Source organism: Mycobacterium sp. 20KCMC460 (assembly GCF_022179425.1).
Classification (GTDB): domain Bacteria; phylum Actinomycetota; class Actinomycetes; order Mycobacteriales; family Mycobacteriaceae; genus Mycobacterium; species Mycobacterium kiyosense.
The window spans coordinates 5,781,002-5,801,310 of sequence record NZ_AP025524.1 but is presented as its reverse complement, the minus strand read 5'-3'; the positions used below and the strand labels follow the sequence as shown (position 1 = coordinate 5,801,310).

Annotated in this window: 19 protein-coding genes; 8 read left to right on the top strand and 11 right to left on the bottom strand. The window is 66.2% G+C overall.

The annotated features are described in order from the left end of the window. Window positions 1-30: 30 nt before the first annotated feature. Genes MKCMC460_RS26695 through MKCMC460_RS26670 form a run of 6 tightly spaced genes read left to right on the top strand, consistent with a single transcriptional unit; the run spans window position 31 to window position 7,692 of the window. Window positions 31-1,188: an amidohydrolase family protein gene (locus tag MKCMC460_RS26695; protein WP_236978101.1), complete on the top strand. Its 1,158-nt coding sequence runs from the start codon at window positions 31-33 to the stop codon at window positions 1,186-1,188. Continuing rightward, the gene (locus MKCMC460_RS26690) at window positions 1,185-2,408 is read left to right on the top strand and encodes a Xaa-Pro peptidase family protein (RefSeq protein ID WP_236978100.1); all 1,224 of its coding nucleotides are present in this window, start codon (window positions 1,185-1,187) and stop codon (window positions 2,406-2,408) included. Before MKCMC460_RS26695 ends, MKCMC460_RS26690 begins: the two co-directional genes overlap by 4 nt. Next, window positions 2,398-3,516: a Xaa-Pro peptidase family protein gene (locus MKCMC460_RS26685; protein ID WP_236978099.1), complete on the top strand. Its 1,119-nt coding sequence runs from the start codon at window positions 2,398-2,400 to the stop codon at window positions 3,514-3,516. The genes MKCMC460_RS26690 and MKCMC460_RS26685 overlap by 11 nt, the downstream gene beginning before the upstream one ends. A 2-nt stretch (window positions 3,517-3,518) precedes the next feature. After that, window positions 3,519-4,505, top strand: a complete 987-nt coding sequence (locus tag MKCMC460_RS26680; protein ID WP_236978098.1) for an enoyl-CoA hydratase/isomerase family protein — start codon at window positions 3,519-3,521, stop codon at window positions 4,503-4,505. After that, window positions 4,505-6,892, top strand: coding sequence for a CoA transferase (locus MKCMC460_RS26675; RefSeq protein ID WP_236978096.1), 2,388 nt, complete (start codon window positions 4,505-4,507; stop codon window positions 6,890-6,892). The genes MKCMC460_RS26680 and MKCMC460_RS26675 overlap by 1 nt, the downstream gene beginning before the upstream one ends. Next, complete coding sequence (locus MKCMC460_RS26670) at window positions 6,889-7,692, top strand: SDR family NAD(P)-dependent oxidoreductase (RefSeq protein ID WP_236978095.1); 804 nt, start codon at window positions 6,889-6,891, stop codon at window positions 7,690-7,692. The genes MKCMC460_RS26675 and MKCMC460_RS26670 overlap by 4 nt, the downstream gene beginning before the upstream one ends. Window positions 7,693-7,727: 35 nt before the next feature. Here MKCMC460_RS26670 and MKCMC460_RS26665 read toward each other — a convergent pair whose 3' ends face one another. From MKCMC460_RS26665 to MKCMC460_RS26650, 4 genes are all read right to left on the bottom strand, one after another. Next, entirely contained in the window at window positions 7,728-8,564 is an 837-nt protein-coding gene (locus MKCMC460_RS26665; RefSeq protein ID WP_370653201.1) for an SDR family NAD(P)-dependent oxidoreductase, read from the bottom strand. A 21-nt stretch (window positions 8,565-8,585) separates the two neighbouring features. Beyond that, window positions 8,586-9,425, bottom strand: coding sequence for a mycofactocin-coupled SDR family oxidoreductase (locus MKCMC460_RS26660; protein WP_236978093.1), 840 nt, complete (start codon window positions 9,423-9,425; stop codon window positions 8,586-8,588). A 24-nt stretch (window positions 9,426-9,449) separates the two neighbouring features. After that, window positions 9,450-10,652: a cytochrome P450 gene (locus MKCMC460_RS26655; RefSeq protein ID WP_236978091.1), complete on the bottom strand. Its 1,203-nt coding sequence runs from the start codon at window positions 10,650-10,652 to the stop codon at window positions 9,450-9,452. Between the two features lie 218 nt (window positions 10,653-10,870). Next, complete coding sequence (locus MKCMC460_RS26650) at window positions 10,871-11,524, bottom strand: TetR/AcrR family transcriptional regulator (RefSeq protein WP_236978090.1); 654 nt, start codon at window positions 11,522-11,524, stop codon at window positions 10,871-10,873. A 200-nt stretch (window positions 11,525-11,724) separates the two neighbouring features. Here MKCMC460_RS26650 and MKCMC460_RS26645 point away from each other — a divergent pair, with 200 nt between their 5' ends. Continuing rightward, window positions 11,725-12,900: an acyl-CoA dehydrogenase family protein gene (locus tag MKCMC460_RS26645; protein ID WP_236978089.1), complete on the top strand. Its 1,176-nt coding sequence runs from the start codon at window positions 11,725-11,727 to the stop codon at window positions 12,898-12,900. A gap of 96 nt (window positions 12,901-12,996) precedes the next feature. On the opposite strand, the gene MKCMC460_RS26640 is transcribed toward MKCMC460_RS26645, so the two are convergent. The 7 genes from MKCMC460_RS26640 to MKCMC460_RS26610 are packed head-to-tail and all read right to left on the bottom strand — an operon-like array spanning window position 12,997 to window position 18,695. Then, on the bottom strand, window positions 12,997-13,791 hold the full coding sequence (locus MKCMC460_RS26640) for an acyl-CoA dehydrogenase family protein (RefSeq protein WP_236978088.1): 795 nt from the start codon (window positions 13,789-13,791) through the stop codon (window positions 12,997-12,999). 4 nt (window positions 13,792-13,795) lie between these two features. After that, the gene (locus MKCMC460_RS26635) at window positions 13,796-14,899 is read right to left on the bottom strand and encodes an acyl-CoA dehydrogenase family protein (protein WP_236978086.1); all 1,104 of its coding nucleotides are present in this window, start codon (window positions 14,897-14,899) and stop codon (window positions 13,796-13,798) included. Continuing rightward, window positions 14,896-15,327 carry a nuclear transport factor 2 family protein gene (locus MKCMC460_RS26630; RefSeq protein WP_236978084.1) on the bottom strand — a complete coding sequence of 144 codons (432 nt, stop codon included), beginning with the start codon at window positions 15,325-15,327 and terminating at the stop codon, window positions 14,896-14,898. Before MKCMC460_RS26630 ends, MKCMC460_RS26635 begins: the two co-directional genes overlap by 4 nt. Next, window positions 15,317-16,525, bottom strand: coding sequence for an amidohydrolase family protein (locus MKCMC460_RS26625; RefSeq protein ID WP_238305063.1), 1,209 nt, complete (start codon window positions 16,523-16,525; stop codon window positions 15,317-15,319). The genes MKCMC460_RS26630 and MKCMC460_RS26625 overlap by 11 nt, the downstream gene beginning before the upstream one ends. Before the next feature lie 3 nt (window positions 16,526-16,528). Then, window positions 16,529-16,855: a hypothetical protein gene (locus tag MKCMC460_RS26620; protein ID WP_236978083.1), complete on the bottom strand. Its 327-nt coding sequence runs from the start codon at window positions 16,853-16,855 to the stop codon at window positions 16,529-16,531. Next, a complete protein-coding gene (locus MKCMC460_RS26615; protein WP_236978082.1) occupies window positions 16,836-18,128 on the bottom strand; it encodes an aromatic ring-hydroxylating dioxygenase subunit alpha in 1,293 nt (430 codons plus the stop codon). Before MKCMC460_RS26615 ends, MKCMC460_RS26620 begins: the two co-directional genes overlap by 20 nt. A 15-nt stretch (window positions 18,129-18,143) precedes the next feature. Further along, window positions 18,144-18,695, bottom strand: a complete 552-nt coding sequence (locus MKCMC460_RS26610) for a carboxymuconolactone decarboxylase family protein (RefSeq protein WP_236978081.1) — start codon at window positions 18,693-18,695, stop codon at window positions 18,144-18,146. Window positions 18,696-19,007: 312 nt separating this feature from the next. Here MKCMC460_RS26610 and MKCMC460_RS26605 point away from each other — a divergent pair, with 312 nt between their 5' ends. Beyond that, on the top strand, window positions 19,008-20,306 hold the full coding sequence (locus MKCMC460_RS26605; protein WP_236978080.1) for an amidohydrolase family protein: 1,299 nt from the start codon (window positions 19,008-19,010) through the stop codon (window positions 20,304-20,306). Window positions 20,307-20,309: the final 3 nt, after the last annotated feature.

The window sequence follows — 20,309 nt, the reverse complement described above, 5'->3', positions numbered from 1 at the left end:
TTTCAGCCCACACCGTTCGAGAGGTCAACGATGACAAGCACTTTGTATCCGCCGAAAGGCTTTGGCGCGCCGAAGGATCGCAAAGGCCACGCGCTGGGCAGCAACGTCGGATTGCCCGCCGGGACCGAAGTCTTCTCGGCGGACAATCACATCTCGCTGGCCTCCGACATCTTCTACGAGCGCTTCCCCGAAGACCTCAAGGACAAGGCGCCGCGAATCTGGTACGAGGACGGCGCCTACCAGGTCGGTCGCAAGGGCCAGTCGTTCCTGCCGGGTGACTTCAGTGCGGTGCTGATGCAATACGACGATCTGCCCGGAGCTGCCAGCACCAACATCGAGGCCCGCATCCAGGAGCTGCGCGAGGACGGTGTCGACAAAGAGCTCGCCTTCCCCAACGCGGTGCTGGCGCTGTTCCACTACCCGGACAAGAAACTTCGCGAGCTCACCTTCCGCATCTACAACGAGTACATCGCCGAGTTGCAGGAGCGCTCCCACGGCCACTTCTACGGTGCGGGGCTGATCAACTGGTGGGACCCGGAAGGTACCCGCAAAACGCTGGCCGAGCTGAAGTCATTGGGGCTCAAGACTTTCCTGCTCCCGCTGAACCCGGGCAAGGACGACGACGGAAACATCATCGACTACGGCAGCACCTCGATGCGGCCGGTGTGGGACGAGATCGAGGCCGCCGGGCTGCCGATCACGCACCACATCGGTGAGACCCCGCCGAAAACCCCGTGTCAGTTCAACAGCGTCGTCGTCGGCATGATGATCAACATCGACGGCTTCCGCGAGCAGTTCGCCAAGTACCTCTTCTCCGGAATCCTCGACGACCACCCGGGGCTGCGGATCGGCTGGTTCGAGGGCGGGATCGCCTGGGTGCCTTGGGCTCTGCAGGACGCCGAACATCTGGTGGCCTCGTACCAGCACATGTTCAACCGGCCATTGCAGCACGACGTGCGTTACTACTGGGACACCCACATGAGCGCCTCGTTCATGGTCGATCCGCTGGGCCTGGAGTTGATCGACCGGATCGGCGTCGACAAGGTGATGTGGTCCAGCGATTACCCGCACAACGAAAGCACCTACGGCTATTCGGAGAAGTCGCTGGCGGCCGTCGTCGAGGCCGTCGGACCCGAGCGGGCGGCCCGGATCGTCAGCGGCAACATCAGTGAATTCCTCGGCCTATGAGCACAATCACCGACGGAATGGTCATCCCGGAGGCTCCCGACCTGCCCCGGCTGCGCCGCGAGACCGGCGCGCGACTGCGGGCGGCGATGGCCGACCGCGGAGTCGATGCTCTGGTGCTGCTGGGCAACAACGCCGTCGTCTACGCGACCGGAACAAGTTGGCCGCTCGGTGACGCCGGACTGTCCTACGTCGAACGTCCGGTCGCCGTGGTGCTCGCCGACGACGAGTCGCCGCACCTGTTCCTGCCGTTCCGGGAAGGCGCCGCGCAGGAGTCGGACCTTCCGGCCGACCATCGGCACGGGCCGGTCTATCTCGAATTCGACGAGGGGGTAGCCGATTTCGCCGGTAAGCTGGCCGAGCTCATCCCGGCTGGGTCGACCGTCGCGGTCGACGAATTCACCGGCGCCATGTCTCGGGCGCGCAACCTGTTGTTTCCCAACGGAACACCGGTAGACGCCGCGGCGGTGATCAGCGCCGCCAAGGCGGTCAAGACGCCGGACGAACTGGCCTGCATCCGCACCGCCGTCCGGATCACCGACCAGGCCATGGTCGAGGTGCAGCAGGCGCTGGCGCCCGGAATCCGCCAGGTCGACCTGTCCGGACGCTTTCTGCGCCGCGCGTTCGAACTCGGCGCAATGGCCAGCATGCTGGAACCGATCTGGCAGGTGATGCCGAACAGCAGGGCAGAGGGCGTGTGGACCACCCACGGCGACCTGGCCCTGCCGTTGCTGAGCACCGAGCGCGAGCTGTGCCGCGGCGACGTGCTGTGGACCGATGTCAGCATCACCTACCAGGGCTACTGCTCGGACTTCGGGCGGACCTGGATCGTCGGACAGGACCCCTCGCCGCGCCAGCAGGCGCAATTCGACAAGTGGCGACAGATCATGGACGCCGTACTGGGCGTCGCGCGCGCCGGGGCCACCGCGGCCGACCTGGGCCGGGCCGCCACGGCGGCCAATGGCGGTGTGCGGCCATGGCTTCCGCACTTCTACCTCGGTCACGGCATCGGCGTCAACGCCGCCGAGATGCCGATGATCGGAACCGATCTCGGCGACGAGTTCGACGAGAACTTCGTGCTGCAACCGGGCATGGTGCTGGTGCTCGAGCCGGTGGTCTGGGAAGACGGCACCGGCGGCTACCGCAGCGAGGAAGTCCTGGTGATCACCGAGGAAGGCTCGATGAAATTGACCGACTACCCATACGACCCCTATGTCGACTGAGGTTCTCGCCGACGACACGGCACTGCGGTGCGGTCGTCGGGAACGCGCGCTGGCCCAGATGGCCGAGCACGACCTGGATGTGCTGGTGTTGGGCCGGCAGGCCAACATCCGCTACATCACCGGTGCGCCGCAACTCTGGGTGGCCGGCACCCGGCCGTTCGGCCCGAGCTGCGTGCTGGTGCGGGCCACCGGCGCCATCCATCTGCTCAGCACCTGGGATGAGGGTGTGCCCGAGGACATCCCGCACGAGAACCTGTACGGCATCTCATGGAACCCGGTGAACACCATCGCGGCCCTGCAGCGCATCGAGGGCGCCGCCACCGCCCGCCGGGTCGGAACCGATGCGCTGTCACCGGGTTTCGCGCAACTGCTACCGACCGCGTTCCCCGGCGCCGAGCTGGTGGACGGCGAGCCGGCGATGCGGGCCGCGCGGCGGGTCAAGACCGGCGACGAGATCCGCGCGCTGCGCGAGTCGATCGGCGTCGCCGAGATAGCCTTGGCCGCAGCAGTTTCCGAATTGCGCCCCGGGGTGGACGAGAAGACCCTCGCCGGTGTGCTGCTCGAGGCGCTGGCCGCCGGCGGCGTGAGCACGCCGTCGAACCAGGATGTCGCGTGGGTGACTTCGCGGGAGCATCCCTGGCGGCGCGCTGCAGGCGACGGTCGTATCCAGACCGGTGACCTGGTGGCGCTGTCGTCGGGAGTGGTGGCCGGCGGTTACGTGGGCGAGGTCGGCCGAACCTGGCCGGTCGGTTCCGTGCCTGGTGCGGCAGCCGTCTTCGGCCGCTGGGAACGGCTGTGGGACAAGCTGATTGCAGCTTGCCAGCCCGGCGCGCCGGCCGCGGGCCTGCTGGGCGCCTACCAGGCCGCCGGGGAACCGTTGCCGGTGATGCCGGTGGCCCGCGGCCTCGGTATGGGTTTCGACCCGCCCGTGGTCTCGGCAGCGCTGCCGGACACGGCGGCAACCGAGCGGTTGGACCCCGGCATGGTGTTGGCCGTCACCGGTTATGTCTGGGAACCCGGAGTCGGGGCGGTGTTCGGGCGCGAAGCCGTGCTGGTCACACCCGACGGGCCGGAAGTCCTGACGAACAGCCCGTTCTGGCGCGGCTGAGCATGGCCACGCACGCCGGTCAGAAAGCGGATCGCAAGGCGGGCAAGATCATCCGGTATGAAAAGGACGTCGCCACCCGCATCGCCACCATCACCTTCGACCGGCCCGAGCAGCTGAACGCGCCCACCACCGCCGCGCGGCGGCGCTACGCCGACCTGCTGCACCGCGCCAGCATCGACGACGACGTCAAGGTGGTGGTGATCCGTGGCGCGGGGGAGGATCTGGGCTCCGGTGCCGACCTCGAAGAATTCATGCACGCCAAGAACGCTGCCAACCCGGACCAACTGCTCGCCGAATTCGGTCTCGGCGCGGACGATGTCTCGTACCCGCCGAAGGGCAGCTTCCGGCACGGAGCCACCATCGGGCAGTGGTACGCTAACCCGAACTCGGGCATTCGCGGCCTGCAGGACTTCAAGAAGATCAGCATCGTGGAAGCCAAGGGCTACTGCTACGGATGGCACTTCTACCAGGCCGCCGACGCCGACCTGGTGATCGCCAGCGACGACGCGCTGTTCGGGCACCCCTCCTTCCGGTACTACGGGTGGGGTCCGCGCATGTGGTGGTGGGCGCAGACCATGGGCATCCGAAAGTTTCAGGAAATGGTATTCACCGGAAGGGCTTTCACCGCGGCCGAGATGTATGACTGCAATTTCCTCAACAGTGTGGTACCCCGCGATCGACTCGAGGCCGAGGTGGCCAAGTACGCGATGGCCTGCGCCCATAACCGGCCCACCGACACCGTCTTCCTGCAGAAGACCTTCTTCGAGGTGATGAAGCAGTTTCAGGGTGAGTATCTGGGCAGTGTGCTCAGCGGCGTGTTCGAATCAATGGGCGGTGGAATGCGTTCCGACGGGGGCGATTTCGCTCTGGACGCCGCTATCGCACAGGGTCTGGGCGATGCGGTCAAGGCCAACGACGACAGATTTCCGCCGGAGTGGCGGCTGAGCAAGAAGGCGCGCAAAGCCGCTGCCGGAAAGAAGAAGCGGTAGTGGCCGATTCGCCGTTGACCGGTTTCACGGTGATCGACCTCTCCACTGGGATCGCCGGTGCCTACTGCACCAAGCTGCTCGCCGACGGCGGTGCGGACGTCGTGAAAGTTGAATCGCCGGAAGGTGATCCGCTTCGGTTGTGGTCGGCGTCCGGCGCTCGGAACGAACCGGGCACCGACGGTGCTCTGTTCAGCTTTCTGGCCGGTTCGAAACACAGTGTCGTGGCCGATCCGGCGGACGGTGCCGATCTCGAACTGGTCGAGGCGCTGCTGGCCGGCGCCGACGCGGTGGTCTGGTCGGGTGGCTCGAAAGTGGCCGAGCATCAATCGTTCACCCCGGAGCATATTTCGGGCCGGTACGCACACCTCGTCGTCACGGCGATTACGCCGTTCGGCCGACAGGGTCCGTGGTCGCAGCGCGCGGCGACCGAATTCACCCTACAGGCCTGGTCCGGCGGCATCGTCGGGTTGGGTCGCGGGGTGGCCGACCGGGCCCCGGTGTTCGTCGGTGGACAAATCGGTGAGTACCTGGCCGGTGCCTACGCCAGCGCGGCCACCTTGGCGGCGCACCACCAACGTCGTGGCCGGCTGATCGACCTGTCCATGCTGGAGACCCAGATCCTGGGCCTCACTTACTATCCGGTGAGCTATTACGAGATGCTCGGCCGGCCGTGGCGCGACGCCCGGCGTCCGACCGTGCCGGGGGTCGCTGCCGCACAGGACGGATTGGTGGACCTCGGCTGCGGCACCGCACAGCAATGGTTCGATCTGTGTGCGATGGTCGGGCACCCGGAGTGGATCGACGAGAACTCGCCGTTGTCGATCACCGAGCAGGCCAACGTGCACGCCGACGAGATCTACGCGTGGGTGCGCAGTCACCGCGTCGACGACATCCGAGAACTCGCGACCGCCTTCCGGATTCCCAACGCCCCGGTTGCCAACGGCGGCAACGCTGCGACGCTGGACCATTTCGTGGCGCGTGGAAGCTTCCTGCGCAATCCACGCGACGGATTCACCCAGCCCGGGCATCCCTATCGAATGTCGCCGGCGCAACTTCGACCACCCGGTGCGGCGCCCCGACTCGGTGAGCACACGGTGCAATACCGGGGTCTGAAGCCGTCCCGGAAGGCGCCGACCGAGCCCGAGAACGGATTGCCGCTGAGCGGGCTTCGGGTGCTGGACATGACCACTTTCTGGGCAGGGCCGTCCTGCACGCACTTCCTGGCGATGCTCGGGGCTGAGGTGATTCACGTCGAATCCACCCGCCGGCCCGACGGCACCAGGTTGATCGCCGGCATACCGGCCACCGAAGAACTCTGGTGGGAGAAGTCGCCGATCTTCGCGGCGCTGAACACCAACAAAAAGGGACTGACCCTCGACCTGCAGAGTCCGCGCGGCCGGGACGTGCTGCGCCGGCTGGTCGCCACCTGCGACGTGGTCGCGGAGAACTTCACACCCCGGGTGCTGGATCAGATCGGCTTGGATTTTGCTGCGGTCCAAGCACTTCGGCCGGACGCGGTGTTGATGCGGATGCCCGGCTTCGGGCTCGACGGACCGTGGCGGGACAACCCGGCCTTCGCCTACGTCATCGAGTCGGCGTCGGGGGTGAGCTGGCTGACCGGCTACCCGGACCGCACGCCGTTCGAGCCGTACTCGGTCGGCGACCCCAACGCCGGCATCCACTCCGTCAACGCGGTACTGCTGGCACTGGAACACCGCCGCAACACCGGGCAGGGCGTGCTGGTGGAAGCGGCGATGGTGGACGCGGCGCTCAATGTCGCAGCCGAGCAGGTCATCGAATACTCCGCCTACGGCAGCCTGCTGGAACGCGCCGGAAACCGCGGGCCCACCGCGGCACCGCAGAACCTGTACCGCACCAACGAGATCGACGAGTTCGGTCGCCTCGACAGCTGGGTCGCGATCGCGGTTGCCACCGACGAGCAGTGGTGTGCACTGGTCGCCGCGCTCGGATCACCCTCGTGGGCAGCGGATCCGGTGCTGGGCACCACCGCGGGACGCCGGGCGCAGCACGACCGGATCGACGAGCAGCTCGCCGCGTGGTGCGCGCAGCGGACCGGCGACCAGGTAGTTGCCGCGTTGTGGGACAACGGCGTACCGGTGGCCAAAGTGATGCAGCCACATCGGCAGACCGAACTGGCTCAGCTGGCGGCACGCAATTTCTTCGAGCTCGTCGACCACCCGGTCAACGGCCCGGCTAGACTCAGCACCGTGCCGATGCGGCTATCCGACGGACCCGAGCGATTCCACGCACAGCCCGCACCACTGCTGGGCCAACACAACCGGGAGTTGCTGACCGAGCTGGGCCTCGACGACCGAGAGATCGCCGAGCTGGAAGCCGACGGCGTCATCGGTCAGGCACCCGGATGATCGCCCCCTCCGACATTCTGCTCACCGACCGTGTCGCGGTGGTCACCGGCGGGGGAGCGGGCATCGGTCGCGGCGTGGCCGCAGGTCTGGCGGCATTCGGTGCGAAAGTGGCTATCTGGGAACGTAACCCGCAAAGCTGCCAAGACGCCGCCCAGTCCATCGGCGCACTGGGAATCCCCACCGACGTGCGAGACAGCAGCCAGGTCGACGCGGCGCTGCAGCGCACCAGCTGCGAACTGGGCACACCGACGATCCTGGTCAACAACGCCGGCGGGACATTCTCCTCACCCCTGCTGGAGACCAGCGAAAACGGTTGGGACGCACTGTATCGCGCCAATCTGCGACACGTGCTGCTGTGTACCCAACGGGTGGCGCGGCAGTTGGTTGCGGCCGGACTGCCCGGCAGCATCATGGCGGTGACCTCCATCGAGGGGGTGCGGGCCGCGCCGGGCTATGCGGCCTATGCCGCCGCGAAAGCCGGTGTGGTTAACTACACCAAGACCGCGGCATTGGAGTTGGCTCCGCACGGCATCCGGGTCAATGCGATCGCTCCCGACATCACCATGACCGAAGGTCTGGCGCAACTCGGCGGGGAGACCGCTGCCGCCGCGGCGGGTGCCGTCGTGCCCTGGGGCCGCGCCGGAAATGTCGACGAAATCGCCAGCACCGCAGTCTTTCTCGCCTCGGACATGTCGACCTACATCACCGGGCAGACCATTCACGTCGACGGCGGTACGCACGCTGCAGGTGGCTGGTTCCGCGATCGTGAGACCGGCGTGTACCGGTTGGGACCCGGTTAGAGCGGAGCGACCCGCTCGCTGGACGTCTCAGCCGCTCAGTGCCGCCAGCCCTCGGCGACCTGTTCGTCGAAGGTGCGATCGATGCGCTCGAAGCGGCGGCGGATCGAGGCGCGGGACGCCTCGTGCGGCAGCACGTACAGCCGGTTGGCCAGGATCGCGTCGGCGGTGAGGCGGGCGAACTCGGCGACGTTGACGGTGTCGTCCTGCGCGGGCAGCGGCCCGAATGAACCGGTCACCTCAGGCGAAGACGCCAGCCCGTAATCGGCGCCGCGGATGCGTTCGGAGTTGGACACCAGCTTGGTCTCGATCACCATGGGGCACAGCACCGAGACGCCGATGCCGTTGTTTTTCACCTCGCGGGCCAGGGTTTCGGCCAGTGCGACGACGCCGTACTTAGCCACGCCGTACGCACCGAGTCCGGCGTTGGGCACCAGCCCGGCGAACGACGCGGTGAAGACGAGGTGACCGCCGCTGCCCTGGTCGAGCAACCGCGGCAGGAACGCCTCGACGGAATGGATCGAGCCCCACAGGTCGATGTCGATCACCCAGCGCCAGTCCTCGTGCGTCATCTCCGCAATGGGGCCCGCCACCACGATGCCGGCGTTGCTGAACACCACGTCGACCTGGCCGAGCAGCCGAAACGCCTCGTCGGCCAGATGCACGACCTCCTCGAGATGCCGGACATCGCACAGCACGCCGTGGGCGTCGAAGCCCTGTCCGCGCAGGTGCGTGACGGCCTGCTCCAGCCCCGGCCCGTCCACGTCGGCCAGGACCAGCCGGGCGCCACGGCGGGCGAACTCGGTGGCGGTGGCCAAGCCGATACCGCTGGCGCCGCCGGTGATGACCGCGCCACGACCCTCGAAGCTAGAAATTCCGTCCATACCGACGGAACCCTATTTCAGGCAGCTACCCGCGTCGACAGGCAGGGTGACACCGGTGATGTAGCGAGCCTCGTCAGAGGCGAGGAAGAGCACCGCATTGCTGATGTCCTGCGCGTCCACCCACGGGACCGGCAGCGTGTGGAACATCTGGCAGATCGGCGCCATGTCGTCGGGACCCGGGTTCTCCAGATCCGGACGGAACATCTTCCACGTTCCCTCGTTCATGATCATGCCCGTGCTGACGTGCGTGGGGTGCACGGAGTTGACCCGGATCATGTGGTGGCCCAGCTCGACCGCGAAGGAACGCATGATGCCCACCACACCGTGCTTGGCCGCGACGTAATTGCCGCAATGCGGGTAGGCCTTGAGCCCGCCGACCGAGCTGGTCAGAATGATCGACCCGCCGTTGCCGCCCGAGATGAGGTGCGGTACACCGGCTTTCACCGTCTTCCAGACGCCGGAGAGGTTGACGTCGATCATCTCCTGCCAGTCGTGTTCGCTGCACTGGTCCAGGGTGTCCCCACCGTTGCCGATCCCGGCATTGGCGACGATGATGTCCAGCCGGCCCAACTGCTCGACGCCGGCATCCACCGCGGCCTTGAGTCCGTCGTAGTCGCGAACGTCCACCTCGGCGGTGAAGATCCGCCGGTTGAGGCCTTTGACAAGATCAGCGGTCTCGGCCAGATCCTCCGGCGTCGCAGCCGGGATCGGGCTGGTCTCCACCACCCGCTTACAGACGTCGATGGCGATGATGTCGGCGCCCTCCTGCGCCAGTCGCACCGCGTGGCTGCGGCCCTGTCCGAGCGCGGCCCCGGTGACGAAGGCGACCTTGCCTTCCACACGACCTGCCATGAGCTACCCCTTTTCCTAAGTGATTCAGCCGATTACGGCCGGCATGGATTCCCAACCCCGGACGGTGGACGTCGGGGAAAGCTTCGCGTCGGTGAGGTCGACGTCCCATTCGGGGAACCGCTTCAAGATCTCCTCGAGCGCGATCCGGCCCTCCAGGCGAGCCAGCGCCGACCCCAGGCAGTAGTGGGTACCCACGCTGAACGTCAGGTGTTGACGCGGCTCGCGGCGGATGTCGAAAACGTCGCCGTCGGGCGGGAATTGGCGGTGGTCGCGGTTCGCCGCACCGATCAGCATCATCATCACGCTGCCCTCGGGCACCGTCTGGCCGTAGTAGTCGACATCGCGGGTCACGTATCGCGCCACATGCGGTGCCGGCGGTTCGTAGCGCAGCAGTTCCTCGACGGCCGCCGGGATCAGCGCCGGATTCTCGACCAGGGCGCGCCGCTGATCCGGGTGTTCGGCGAGCACCTTTCCGGCCCAGCCGATCAGCCGGGTGGTGGTCTCGTTGCCCGCGCCGGACACCACGGTGACGTAGGTGAGCAGTTCGTCCCGGCGCATCCGGCGCACGGTGCCGGTCTCGTCCTCGAACTCGGCGTTGAGCAGCTCGGTCATGATGTCGTTGGACGGATGTTCGGCACGCCAGTCGATGTACTGGCCGAAGAACTCGCCGCTGAGCATGGCCTCGGCCGAGAACTCCATCGGCTTGCCGGCTTCGGTCCGCATCTGTGCGTTGGCGAAATCCCTTGCGGCTTCCTGATCTTCCTCGGGTACACCCAGCAGCATGCCGATCACCCGCATCGGCATCTGCGCACCGAGGTCGGTCACGAAGTCGAACCTGCCGCTGCCGATCAGCGGATCCAAACTGCGCGCACAGAATTCACGGATCTTGGGCTCGAGATCGTTGACCTTGCGCGGAGTGAACATGCGGGACAACAACTTGCGGTGGATGTCGTGTACCGGTGGATCCTCGAAGATGAGCACACCCGGCGGCATGTCGATGTTGGCCCGGATGAGTTCGAGGATGGCGCCCCGGGCCGAGCTGAACGTCTGGTAGTCCACGATTGCGTCATCGACGTCGGCGAACCGGCTCAGTGCGTAGAAGTCGTGCTGCTCGTTGTAGTAGAGCGGCGACTCCTCGCGCAGGCGCCGAAACATCGGGTAGGGGTCGGCATTCAGTTCGACGTCGTAGGGGTCGAAATAGACGTCGTTGGCTGCGCTGACTGTCACGGGTAATTGCCCTCTCGCCGGAAGCCGCGCCTTCCCGTCCTCACGGGTGCGCGTTCGTGCCGCCCTAGAACTCTGTCATCACCCACCGAGGAGTGTCAACGTGGAATCCGTTTTGGCTATTTCTCATTCTTGATAACAGAGAATCTAGTTCTCGTCGAGGCGGCGACGTGCGATATTCGCACATTGTCGAATTTGCGGCCGGGTGACGGCCGGCGAAATTATTTGCCGGCGAATCCGCGTGAGCAGAAGTCCCAGACCTCGTCGGCGGAGATGGGTTTGACCGTCGCGTCGTCCGTGCCGCCGCTGGATTGTGCGATGAACATCACGGTCTGCATGGTCATGGCGGCCGCTCGTTTGGGGTTGACGTCGGCGCGCAGTTTGCCGGCCTCCGCCGCGGCCTCGGTGAGTTCGGTAAGCAACGCCAGCAGTGGCGCGTGCGCGACCTTGACCTCGGTGGGATGGGTCACCAGCAAACGCGGGGCGAAGTCGGTGAAGAGTGGTCGTTTGGCCGTCGGGTCCGGGCGGGAGGCCTCGTAGAGCAGTTCGACGGCCACTTTGAGCCGCTCGAGCGGATCGGTGTGGCTTTCGGTGGCGGCCCGGATCTGGTCGGCGGAGCGGCTCAGGGCGTCCTCGAACAGGGCCAGCAGCAACTCGTGCTTGCCGTCGAACTGCAGGTAGAAGCTCCGCAGCGACTGCCGCGAGCGGTCCACGACCTCCTGCACGGTGAAGTCGGTGCTGCCCTTTTCGATGATGATGGCCTGTGCGGCGTCCAGGAAGCGCTGGACGCGTTGCGCCGCACGCAGCTTCGCGGTCTTGATGGACCGCTCGACGGCGCGCTGCTTCCAGGCCGGCTCTTCGCTGGGGGTTGTCACGGGCGGCTCTGCAGGCTGCCGCGAGGTGAGAACATGGTTGGACTGTACCGGAGAACGCCGTGCCATCGGTGCGCTCGACCTCCTCACGGACGATGTCTTGGAGATTGTAACTTCCTCACGACGAGAATACTATTCTCTTTGACGCGTGTTTGGGAAGCAGATTTGTGAGAGCAAGGCACGCGAAGGTTGGAAGGAACCCCGTGCAGCTGAGTTTTGACTCCGACGTCGAACAATTCCGGGCGGAATTCGTGGCATTTCTCGACGAACATCTGCCCGACGAGGCACAGGGAATAGAGCGGCCGCGCTCGTGCTCGCACTTGCCCCCGTGGGCGGCCCGCTGGCAACGGACGCTGTTCGACCGCGGCTGGCTGCTGCCCGGCAATCCGCCGGAGTTCGGTGGACGCAATGCCACGCTGCTGCAGCAGTACGTGCACGCCGACGAGATGGCTCGCCGCCGGATCTATCGCAGCTTCAACCCGCAGGGTGTCGGCATCATCGCGGCGTCGCTGTTGTCGTTCGGCACCGAGGAACAGAAGCGACGCTGGGCCGTGCCGATCCTGCGGGCCGAGATAACCGCGTCGCTGGGGATGAGCGAACCCGGCGCGGGCTCGGATCTGGCGTCGCTGAAAACGAAGGCGGTGCTGGACGGGGATCACTTCGTGGTCAACGGGCAGAAAGTCTGGACCTCCGGCGCGCACGACGCCGACGTGTTGCTGACCTTCGTGCGCACCAATCCCGACGCGCCAAAACACAAGGGCATCAGTGTCTTACTGATCCCGACGGACACCCCCGGGGTGGTCCGTCGCCCCTTCGCGTCGGTATGCGACCGCGACGACGTCGAGTTCAACGAGGTGTTCTTCACCGACGCGCGGGTGCCGGCGGAGAATCTGGTGGGCAAGCTCGACGACGGCTGGCGAGTGGCCACCGGCTCGCTCGGCCACGAACGGGCCATGCTGTGGATGGACTACGCCAACCTGTTGGACCAGATGACAATCGATTTCACGCCGGCCGGTCCGTTGCAGCGGGACCGCTACGCCACCCTGGTTATGGACGCACGCGCGATGCAGCTGTTGGGGTCGGCGGCGATGGCGAAAGCCGCGCGTGGCGAAGAAGACGTGCCCGCGCAATCGGTGCTCAAACTGCTCGGATCGGAGGCCCTGCAGCGCGCCTCCGAAGATGCGTTGAATGCCAGTGGCGCGGATGGATTGGTTCATCCCGCGATCACGGCCCCATTCGCTGCGCTGGACCTGGATGCGCACTCGGGCAGTTGGTTCGACCGCTACGCGCGCAGCTTCGCCGGCACCATCGCCGGCGGTACGTCTGAGATCCAGCGCAACATCGTCGCGGAAAGAATCCTCGGGCTCCCCCGCGGCTGAAGCCGTGCCCTAAACCTCCTGCGCGAGTGTGACTTTCACGACGGAATTGCGGCGAGTCGCGTCGTACGATTCACTTTCGCGGGAAAAAGAGGCAGGCTACAGCTGCGCCAGCCGCGGCGCGGATCCCCGCTGCCGAAGGACTGCGCCGGCCTCGCGGGTGAGCTCGCGTGAGCTGCCGAGCAACCCGTCGAGCACCAACGCCCGTTTGACATGCCGGTGCAGCTGATGCTCAGCCGTGAAGCCGATCCCGCCGAGCACCTGCTGGCAATGCCGGGCGGCGGTCAATGCCGCTTGGCCCGCAGCGGCTTTGGCCAGCAGGCTGGCCAACTCCTCGGGATGGTCGGTGGCGATGTGCAAGGCAGCCTCGGCGCCCTCGACGGCGACCAGTGTCTCGGCAAGCCGGTGCCGCACCGCCTGGAAAGAGGCGATGGGACGGCCGAATTGGACGCGGTCCAGTGCGTGCTGCCGGGCCAGCGACAACATGGCCCGGCCGCAGCCGACCAGCCACCAACCCAGGGCCCGCCGGCCGGCCGCCAGCGGAATCGGATCTCCCTGCGGCACCCGGTGTATCGGCAGATCGCCACCCAACGTCGCGGTGGCTTCGTCGCCTCGCTCCCACAGCACCCAAGAACCGCCGGCGTAGGGCATCGGCACGGTGCCGCCGGCCGCGCGGCCGGCGGCCTGCAGCAGCACGTCGTTGAGCAGCGGTGCCTGTGCGCCGGTTTCGCCGAGCAGACCGAACACCAAAGGTACTGCGGTTTCGGGTATTTCGTCGAGCATATCCAGCCAACCGAGCTCGGCCAGCGCGTCGTCGAGCTTTGCGCCCGACGACGTCAGCATCGCCGATCGCAGCGACTCGGTCAGCATTTGCAGCTCGGGATCGGCCCTCATGAGCTCACTCCTTCCCGAGGTCGAGCAGTCGGCGGGCGATGATGTTGCGTTGGATCTCCGCGGTGCCGCCATAGATGGTGGCCGCGCGCGAGTACAGGTACTCGGGGCGCCATGGCGTGTCGTCGAGCTCCAGCGTCCCGGGCAGCAAGTCGTGGACGGTGTCGTAGAGCTTCTGCTCGGCTCCGGCCAGCAGCACCTTGTCGATAGAGGTGTCCGGCCCCAGCCTCGTCCCGCCGGCCAGTCGGTGCTGGGTGGCCCGCGACCGGCAGCGCAGCGTGTGTAGCGCGAGATAGGCTGCGCCCAAGGCGGATTCGTCGGGCTCGACGGCCTGCTCGATCAGCGCGTCGAAGCGGGAGTACAGGTAGGCGATGCGCTGCCAGAAGCAGGTCGAGCGCTCGAAGGGCAGTAGGTCCATCGCCAGTCGCCAGCCGTCCCCGGGCCGGCCCAGCATCCGACTCGACGGGATCACCACGTCGTCGAAGTAGACCTCGCAGAACTCGTCGACGTCGTGCATGGTGCGCAGCGGGCGAACGGTGACGCCCGGGGTGTCGAGGTCGACGAAGAACGCGGTGATGCCGTCATGGCCCGGCGCGGTACGGGTGAGCAGGATGCACCGGCTGGAATACTGCGCGAAGCTGGTCCAGACCTTCTGCCCGTTGACGATCCAGTTGTCGCCGTTCTGAACCGCTCGGGTGGTCAACGACGCGAGGTCACTGCCGGAGCCGGGCTCGGAGAATCCCTGGCACCACTGCTCGCGGCCGCTGAGCAGCAAGGGGACCATCTCGGCTGCGAGTTCGGTTGAGGCGTAATCGATCATCGTGGGTGCGAGCACCTCGAGCATCGAATACGGCCCGGGCTCGGCCAGTCGGCGTCCCACCACTTCCTCGCCGACGATGGCGCGCAGCAGGGCCGGTCCCCCCAGCCCGCCCACCTCTACCGGCCAGCCGTAGCGCATCCAGCCGGCCTCGTAGAGCGCCGCGCTGACGCGGCCGAACTGCCGCATATGGCCCTGCAACGAATGATCGGGGCCGGGGGACAGGTCGTGCTCGTCGAGCCACGCGCACAGGTCCGCGCGGAACTGGCCGACGTCAACCGGTGGCGATGTCACGGCGTGGGTCGGCCCACCGCGTGCGGGCGCCCGGAGTCGTGCACGCCGCTGCGCCGAATGAAGGTCATCGCACGGGTTTTCAGCCGCCACCCGGCATCGGTGCGCAGATAGGTGTCGCGGTAGTAGCCGATGCGCATGTCGTGGGCGGAATGTTCGATGAAGCACAGCGGTTGGGTGCCGCTGGCCTCGTCGCCGTCCAGGTCCACCAGCGCGGTGCCGGTCATGAACAAACCCTTGGGGGCGGCGGCGACCAGTTCCGGGAATCTGTCCAGGGTGTAGGTGTCGCCGAACGCGCTGTAGGTGCCGTCCGGGGTGAACACTGCGATCAGCCCGTCGATGTCGCCCTGGGTGATGGTCACCGCGTAGCGCGCGAGCAGTTGCTGGATCTCGACCAGATCGTCGGTTCTGGTCGGTTGGTTACTGGACAAAGACCTTCCCGCCTTTCATGACAAAGCTGACGTCTCGGGTAACGGTGATGTCTTCCAACGGATTTCCCGGCACGGCGATGACGTCGGCGAGCATACCTTCGGCCAGCCGGCCCAGATCGCGGGAGTTGATCAGCTCGGCGGCGGTCACCGTGGCCGCTTGCAACACCGCCAGCGGCGGCAGGCCCCATTCCACCAGGGTGACCAGTTCGTCGGCGTTGCGCCCGTGCGGAATCGCGGGTGCGTCGGTGCCGACGGCGATCTTCACCCCAGCCCGGTAGGCCGCCAGGATCGAGGTCCGCGACTTGGGGAACATCTCGGCCGCCTTGGCCTGCAACTCCGGTGGCGCGTGCGAGACGTCCATGCCCTCGGCCAGGCGCCGGGTGCTGACCAGGAACGTGCCGTGCTCGACCATCAGTGCAATGGCTTCGTCGTCGATCAGGAAGCCGTGCTCGATGCAGTCGATGCCGGCCTGCACCGCGTGCTTGACGGCATCGGCGCCGTGCGTGTGCGCAGCCACCCGGAGTCCGCGCCGATGTGCCTCGTCGACGATCGCACGCAACTCATCGTCTGAATAGTGTTGTGCGCCAGGGGGTCCCGTCAGCGACATGACACCGCCGGAGCAGCAGACCTTGATCAGCTGGGCGCCGTGCTTGATCTGGTAGCGCACCGCCCGGCGGATCTCGTCGACTCCGTTGGCGATGCCTTCCTCGATCGTCAGATCCAGCACGTGCGGGGCGAACGCGGCGAACATCGTCGGATCCAGGTGTCCGCCGGTGGGCGTGATCGCATGCCCGGCCGGCACCACGCGGGGCCCCTCGATCCAGCCGGCGTCGATCGCCTTGCCCAGCGCCACGTCCAGCAGGTAGCCGCCGGTCTTGACGAACAACCCGAGGTTGCGCACGGTGGTGAAGCCGGCGCGCAGCGTGCGGCGGGCATTGCCCACCGCACGCAGCACCCGGGTCGGTGGGTCGTCCTGCACCTGGGACAGGCCCGGCTTCTCGCCGCGCCCGCCCATCAGCAGGTTGACCTCCATGTCCATCAGGCCCGGCAGCAGGATCTGGTCACCGAGATCGATTGTCTCGCCCGCGGTTTCGCCACCGACGCCGACGATGCGGTCGCCGTCGACGCGCAGGATGCCCGGGGAGACGATCTCGCCGGTCTCGACGTCGAGCAGCCCGGCGGCCTTGAGCGTCTGCACCGGTCAGATCACCGGTTCGTGGAGCACTTCCACCCACGCGGCGCCGCTGTCGGGAACCCGCGGCTGCTTCCAGGCCTCGATCGGGAACGACACCATGACCAGCGACTGCATGATGTGCATGAGGGACTTCGCGTCGTCGGGCAGGTCGTCCAGCGGGAACTGGTCGCAGTAGGCGATGACGTCGTTGAGGAGTGGGAACGCGACGTCGTAGAACTCCTGCATCTCGGCCATCGTCGAGGCCAGCCGTTTGGCGTAGCGGTCCGGCTCGTGGGCCAGATCCCAATCCAGAAACGGTTCCAGCGCAGCGAATTCAGACGGTAACTTTGCCATTGTTCTGGCGCTCCTTCACCCAGTTGTGCACGTAGTCGCCGGTCGTCTTGTGCAGGTGGCGGATCAGGACTTCCTGGTCGCACAGCAGGAACTCCTGGACGGCCCGGGTCCCGATCATGGTCTGGGTCGCTTCCAGGGTGTTGGCGTCCTGCAGCGCGTACTCCTTGAACGTCACCGCGGCCAGCTCCTGGGCCAGGCGTTCGCGCGCGTTGCGCGGCGGCACGAAATACAGCACGGCTTCGAAGATGTGCTTGTCCACCGCGGTCGGCCAGTAGTGGTACGTCAGGAACCAGCCCGGCTCCCAGATCAGCAACATGAAGTTGGGGTAGAAGAGCCACGAGTCGATGCCCCACTGCGGTACCCGCTTGACGTTGACGCCCTGGGGCAGCTCCAGCTTTTCGATGATCTCGGGCTTGTCCCAAGGCCCGAACAGGCCGCTGCGCAGCACTTGGTCCATCGGCTTGACCATGGACATGTCCGGCGGTGGCGCCTGACCACCCCAGGTCGACTGCAGGCTGTGCGGGCCGGCCAGTTCGTAGTGCAGCGCCTCGTAGCCGAACTTCTGGATCTTGGCGGCTTCCTCCTTGGTGTACTGCCCCTGGTGCAGGATCGGCGCGTGGTAGAACTCGACGAACGCGTCGATGAACAACTTCCAGTTGCTGCCGACCTCGGCGCGGTAGGAGTAGGTCTCGGTCATCTCGCCGAACGGGTAGCCCTCGATGCTCTTGGCCAGTGGACCCAGGTAGTCGACCAGTGGCGCCGCGTTGTTGTCGAAGTTGATGAAGATGAAGCCTTCCCACACCTCGCAGCGGACCGGCGCCAGGCCGTAGCGGCTCTTGTCGAGGTTGAAGAACTCGTCCTCCTGCTGGACGAACGTGAGGTCGCCGTCCAGGCTGTACCGCCAGGCGTGGTACTTGCAGGTGAACTGCCGGCAGGTTCCGGAGGTCTCCTCGTTGGGAAAGTCGTTCCACACCAACTTGTTTCCGCGGTGCCGGCAGACGTTGTGGTACGCCTTGACCGAGCCGTCCTTGGTCTTGACGATGATCACCGAGGTACCGGGTCCGGCCGAGGGCAGTTCCCGGGTGAAGTAGCTGCCGGTGCGCGGCAGCCGGTTCACCCGTCCGACGTTGAGCCACTGTTTGCGGAACACCGCTTCGCGCTCGGCCTCGAAGAACGCCGGGTCGATCGAGTCGCTGTAGTCGACCGGGTCGGTCCCCAGCTCGGGATAATTCTCTGTCCAGCTGCCGGCAGCTGGCTTGGGGAAGTGGGCCAACGTCCTACCTTTCTCTCAGTCTTCAGTCTGGTGGGTCTTTTCGACCTGAACGCCAAAAGTGTTGAGCGCCATGGCCAACATGATGTAAGAGCCGACGGTGAACACGTAGTCCATGCGCTGGCGATCGTCGAAGCGGGTGCCGAGGGTCGCCCAGGTCTGGTCGGACAACTGGGATTTCTCGTCGAGTTCGTCGACTCCGACGATGACGGCGCGCTCGAACTCGTCGCCCGCCCAGGCGTCGCCGCCGCTTCGCACCGCCTCGATCTCGTCGTCGGTCACGCCCTCACGCTTGGCGAGGTTGACGTGGTGGTTCCACTCGTAGGCGCACTGGCGCCGGTGCGCGGCCCGCAGGATGGCCAACTCGCGGATGCGCGGCGGCAGGGTGGAGGTGAATAACAGGTGGACGTTGAACCGAAGGAACGCCTTGGTGAGCGCCGGATGGTTGACCAGGGTCGCCAGGATGTTGGACGCGTCGCGCGGATTGCGGCGCTCGGCGGGCAGCATGACGGCCAGCGCCTGGTCGACGGACTCGTCCCACTGGTCGGCGGGCAGGGGCGGCAGACGCATCTACCTGGGTTCCTCTCGATCAAGGAGAATCCTATTCTCATTTCCAACTAATAGACTTGCATGAATCGCTCGGCTGGTCAATCCTGGCTCGATGGGCGGCCGGACGGCCGGCTGCGGGACTGCCCGGCGGTGACCCGGCGAAGCCGGCGATTCGCCCGGCCGAAACGCCCGCTACGGGGCCGACAGTGCGCGCGGCGCCGATGCTGGATGTTGATTCTCGCTTCGCGAGAAGATAGTTTTCACATATAGCGAGCTTTGCGAAGGTGGTGCCGCCGCGCGCTCGAATGGACCCCGATTAGGAGGGAACAGCCCATGAACAAAGAGGACATGATCCTGATCAGCGTGGACGACCACACCGTCGAGCCGCCCAACATGTTCAAGAACCATCTGGCCAAGAAGTATCAGGACGACGCGCCGCGCCTGGTGCACAATGCCGACGGCTCGGACATGTGGAAGTTCCGCGACACGGTGATCCCGAACGTCGCGCTCAACGCCGTCGCCGGCCGGCCGAAGGAGGAGTACGGCATCGAGCCGACTGGGCTCGATGAGATCCGGCCCGGTTGCTACAACGTCGACGAGCGCGTCAAGGACATGAACGCCGGGGGCATCCTGGCCTCGATCTGCTTCCCGTCGTTCCCCGGCTTTGCCGGGCGCCTGTTCGCCACCGACGACCACGACTTCTCGATCGCGCTGGTGCAGGCCTACAACGACTGGCACATCGACGAGTGGTGCGGCGCCTATCCGGCGCGATTCATCCCGATGGCGATCCCGGTGATCTGGGATGCCGAGGCATGCGCCGCCGAGGTGCGCCGGGTGTCCAAGAAGGGTGTGCACGCGCTGACCTTCACCGAGAACCCGGCTGCGATGGGCTATCCCAGCTTCCACGACGAGTACTGGAACCCGCTGTGGAAAGCCTTGGTGGACACCGACACAGTGATGAACGTGCACATCGGTTCCTCGGGGCGGTTGGCGATCACCGCGCCGGATGCCCCGATGGACGTGATGATCACGCTGCAGCCGATGAACATCGTGCAAGCCGCCGCCGACCTGCTGTGGTCGCGGCCGATCAAGGAATACCCGGACCTCAAGATCGCGCTGTCCGAGGGCGGAACCGGCTGGATTCCCTACTTCCTGGAGCGCGCGGACCGGACCTACGAGATGCACTCGGCCTGGACGCACCAGGACTTCAAGGGCAAGCTGCCCAGCGAGGTTTTCCGTGACCACTTCCTGACCTGCTTCATCAGCGACAAGGTCGGTGTGGCCCTGCGCAACATGATCGGCATCGACAACATCTGCTGGGAAGCCGACTACCCGCACAGCGACTCCATGTGGCCGGGTGCCCCCGAAGAGCTGTGGGATGTGCTGTCGCTGAACAACGTGCCCGACGACGAGATCAACAAGATGACCCACGAGAACGCCATGCGCTGGTACTCGTTCGACCCGTTCACCCACATCAGTCGCGAACAGGCGAGCGTCGGTGCGCTGCGCAAGGCCGCCGAGGGACACGACGTCTCCATCAAGGCGCAGGGTCACGAAAAGGACAGTCGTGGCGGTTCGTCGTTCGCCGACTTCGCGGCTAACGCGAAAGCCCTTACCGGCAACAAGGACTAGACG